Origin of the sequence: Arthrobacter sp. zg-Y1143 (assembly GCF_030125565.1) — a bacterium.
GTDB lineage: Bacteria > Actinomycetota > Actinomycetes > Actinomycetales > Micrococcaceae > Arthrobacter_B.
This window is the reverse complement of the sequence record NZ_JASKLW010000018.1, coordinates 1-3,820: the sequence shown is the minus strand read 5'-3', so window position 1 is coordinate 3,820 and position 3,820 is coordinate 1. Positions and strand designations below refer to the sequence as shown.

At 54.8% G+C, this 3,820-nt stretch carries 2 rRNA genes; both read left to right on the top strand.

The annotated features are described in order from the left end of the window. Positions 1–69, top strand: a 16S ribosomal RNA gene (locus tag QNN98_RS16380); the annotation flags it as partial. 513 nt (positions 70–582) lie between these two features. Further along, positions 583–3,718 (top strand): 23S ribosomal RNA (locus tag QNN98_RS16375). The last annotated feature ends 102 nt before the right edge of the window (positions 3,719–3,820 follow it).

Genomic DNA, 3,820 nt, shown 5'->3' with positions numbered 1-3,820 from the left:
GGACCGGCGATTGGGACTAAGTCGTAACAAGGTAGCCGTACCGGAAGGTGCGGCTGGATCACCTCCTTTCTAAGGAGCACCTCGAAGCGGATGTCCTTCCACAGTGTTGGATGTGTGCTTTGCAGGAGATGCCCATGTCGGAAGCATATGTTTTCCGGTGGGTGCTCAAGGGTGGAATATCAATGGATAGGCGCCGGCATGATTGCCTGGCATCAGTGAGTACGTTCCCTTTGGGGTTCTGGAAAGCGGTGCGGGCAGGTTACCGGTTGACCGTTTGGCACACTGTTGGGTCCTGAGACAACAGGGCTGTGGGGCTTCTTCCCTCTTTGAGGGGGTGGGGGTGTTCATGGTTGTGGTTTGTTTCTGTTTGTTCCTGCGCATGCCGGGTACATCACGGGTGCCGGTTCCCTTTGGGGGGCTGGTTGGTGGTGGGGATGGGTGTGACGGGGTTGTTGTTTGAGAACTACATAGTGGACGCGAGCATCTTAAAAATTATTAAGTGCAATTTCAGATAAACCTGGTGACCGGTTTTTACCGGCCTCCATGGTTTTCTCGATAGCGATATTAATTATTGATCTTTGTGGTCAAGTTTTTAAGGGCACACGGTGGATGCCTTGGCATCAGGAGCCGAAGAAGGACGTAGGAATCTGCGATAAGCCTGGGGGAGTTGATAACCGAACTTTGATCCCAGGATGTCCGAATGGGGAAACCCCGCCCGGCGCGCGAGTGACCGGGTGACCCGCATCTGAACACATAGGGTGCGTGGAGGGAACGTGGGGAAGTGAAACATCTCAGTACCCACAGGAAGAGAAAACAACAGTGATTCCGTTAGTAGTGGCGAGCGAACGCGGAAGAGGCTAAACCAGTGGTGTGTGATAGCCGGCGGGCGTTGCATCACTGGGGTTGCGGGACTTTCCGTACCGATTCTGCCGGATTGGTGAAGTGAGTGCAGGTGCATAGGTGAACTGGTTTGAAAGCCAGGCCGTAGAGGGTGTTAGCCCCGTAACCGGAATGTATGCTGCCGCTTGGAGAGGATCCCAAGTAGCACGGGGCCCGAGAAATCCCGTGCGAATCTGCCAGGACCACCTGGTAAGCCTAAATACTCCCTGATGACCGATAGCGGACAAGTACCGTGAGGGAAAGGTGAAAAGTACCCCGGGAGGGGAGTGAAATAGTACCTGAAACCGTGTGCCTACAAACCGTTGGAGCAGCTCTGATTGCTGTGACAGCGTGCCTTTTGAAGAATGAGCCTGCGAGTTAGTGTTACGTCGCGAGGTTAACCCGTGTGGGGAAGCCGTAGCGAAAGCGAGTCTGAATAGGGCGATGCAGTGGCGTGATCTAGACCCGAAGCGGAGTGATCTACCCATGGCCAGGTTGAAGCGACGGTAAGACGTCGTGGAGGACCGAACCCACTTCAGTTGAAAATGGAGGGGATGAGCTGTGGGTAGGGGTGAAAGGCCAATCAAACTCCGTGATAGCTGGTTCTCCCCGAAATGCATTTAGGTGCAGCGTTGCGTGTTTCTTACCGGAGGTAGAGCTACTGGATGGCTAATGGGCCCTACAAGGTTACTGACGTCAGCCAAACTCCGAATGCCGGTAAGTCAGAGCGCAGCAGTGAGACTGTGGGGGATAAGCTTCATAGTCGAGAGGGAAACAGCCCAGACCACCAACTAAGGCCCCTAAGCGTGTGCTAAGTGGGAAAGGATGTGGAGTTGCCCAGACAACCAGGAGGTTGGCTTAGAAGCAGCCACCCTTGAAAGAGTGCGTAATAGCTCACTGGTCAAGTGATTCCGCGCCGACAATGTAGCGGGGCTCAAGTACACCGCCGAAGTTGTGGCATTCAGATATTAGATAAGCCTTCGTGGTTCAGTCGTCTGGATGGGTAGGGGAGCGTCGTGTGGGCAGTGAAGCAGCGGTGTAAACCAGTTGTGGAGCCTACACGAGTGAGAATGCAGGCATGAGTAGCGAAAGACGGGTGAGAAACCCGTCCGCCGAATGATCAAGGGTTCCAGGGTCAAGCTAATCTGCCCTGGGTAAGTCGGGACCTAAGGCGAGGCCGACAGGCGTAGTCGATGGACAACGGGTTGATATTCCCGTACCGGCGAAAAACCGCCCATACCAAGCAGGGGACACTAACCGTCCGGAGCCTGCCCGAGCATCCTTGTGGTGTGAGGGTTTTGGCCGAGCACGGGACCTGATCCTGGGAGGTAAGCGTATTAACAGGTGTGACGCAGGAAGGTAGCCGGGCCAGGCGATGGTTGACCTGGTCTAAGGATGTAGGGTCCGTGATAGGTAAATCCGTCACGGTGTCTTTGATGACGTGCCTGAGATCTGACGGGACTCCCTCACGGGGGGATCCGGTGATCCTATGCTGCCTAGAAAAGCATCGGCGCGAGGTTTTAGCCGCCCGTACCCCAAACCGACACAGGTGATCAGGTAGAGAATACTAAGGCGATCGAGAGAATTATGGTTAAGGAACTCGGCAAAATGCCCCCGTAACTTCGGGAGAAGGGGGGCCCCAACCTTGATGGACACTTGCTGTCCGGAGGGGATCGGGGCCGCAGAGACCAGGGGGAAGCGACTGTTTACTAAAAACACAGGTCCGTGCGAAGTCGCAAGACGATGTATACGGACTGACTCCTGCCCGGTGCTGGAAGGTTAAGAGGACCGGTTAGCCCTTTGGGGCGAAGCTGGGAATTTAAGCCCCAGTAAACGGCGGTGGTAACTATAACCATCCTAAGGTAGCGAAATTCCTTGTCGGGTAAGTTCCGACCTGCACGAATGGAGTAACGACTTCCCCGCTGTCTCAACCATAAACTCGGCGAAATTGCAGTACGAGTAAAGATGCTCGTTACGCGCAGCAGGACGGAAAGACCCCGAGACCTTTACTATAGTTTGGTATTGGTGTTCGGTGTGGCTTGTGTAGGATAGGTGGGAGACTGTGAGACCCGGACGCCAGTTCGGGTGGAGTCATCGTTGAAATACCACTCTGGTCATACTGGATATCTAACTTCGGCCCGTAATCCGGGTCAGGGACAGTGCCTGATGGGTAGTTTAACTGGGGCGGTTGCCTCCTAAAGAGTAACGGAGGCGCCCAAAGGTTCCCTCAGCCTGGTTGGCAATCAGGTGTCGAGTGTAAGTGCACAAGGGAGCTTGACTGTGAGAGAGACATCTCGAGCAGGGACGAAAGTCGGGACTAGTGATCCGGCGGTACATTGTGGAATGGCCGTCGCTCAACGGATAAAAGGTACCTCGGGGATAACAGGCTGATCTTGCCCAAGAGTCCATATCGACGGCATGGTTTGGCACCTCGATGTCGGCTCGTCGCATCCTGGGGCTGGAGTAGGTCCCAAGGGTTGGGCTGTTCGCCCATTAAAGCGGTACGCGAGCTGGGTTTAGAACGTCGTGAGACAGTTCGGTCCCTATCCGCTGCGCGCGCAGGAAATTTGAGAAGGGCTGTCCTTAGTACGAGAGGACCGGGACGGACGAACCTCTGGTGTGTCAGTTGTACTGCCAAGTGCACCGCTGATTAGCTACGTTCGGATGGGATAACCGCTGAAAGCATCTAAGCGGGAAGCCCGCTTCGAGATGAGATTTCCATACACCTTGTGTGTGAGAGGCCCCCAGCCAGACCACTGGGTTGATAGGCCGGATGTGGAAGCGGGGACTAAAGACCCGTGAAGCTGACCGGTACTAATAGGCCGATAACTTACACCACATCAACACCTGGGGAAACACGACTTCAAACGGTTTCCCAATGTAGAGGGTGTTGTGATCATGCTGCTTGCGTCCACTATGTGGTTCCCGGACAACAACCCGT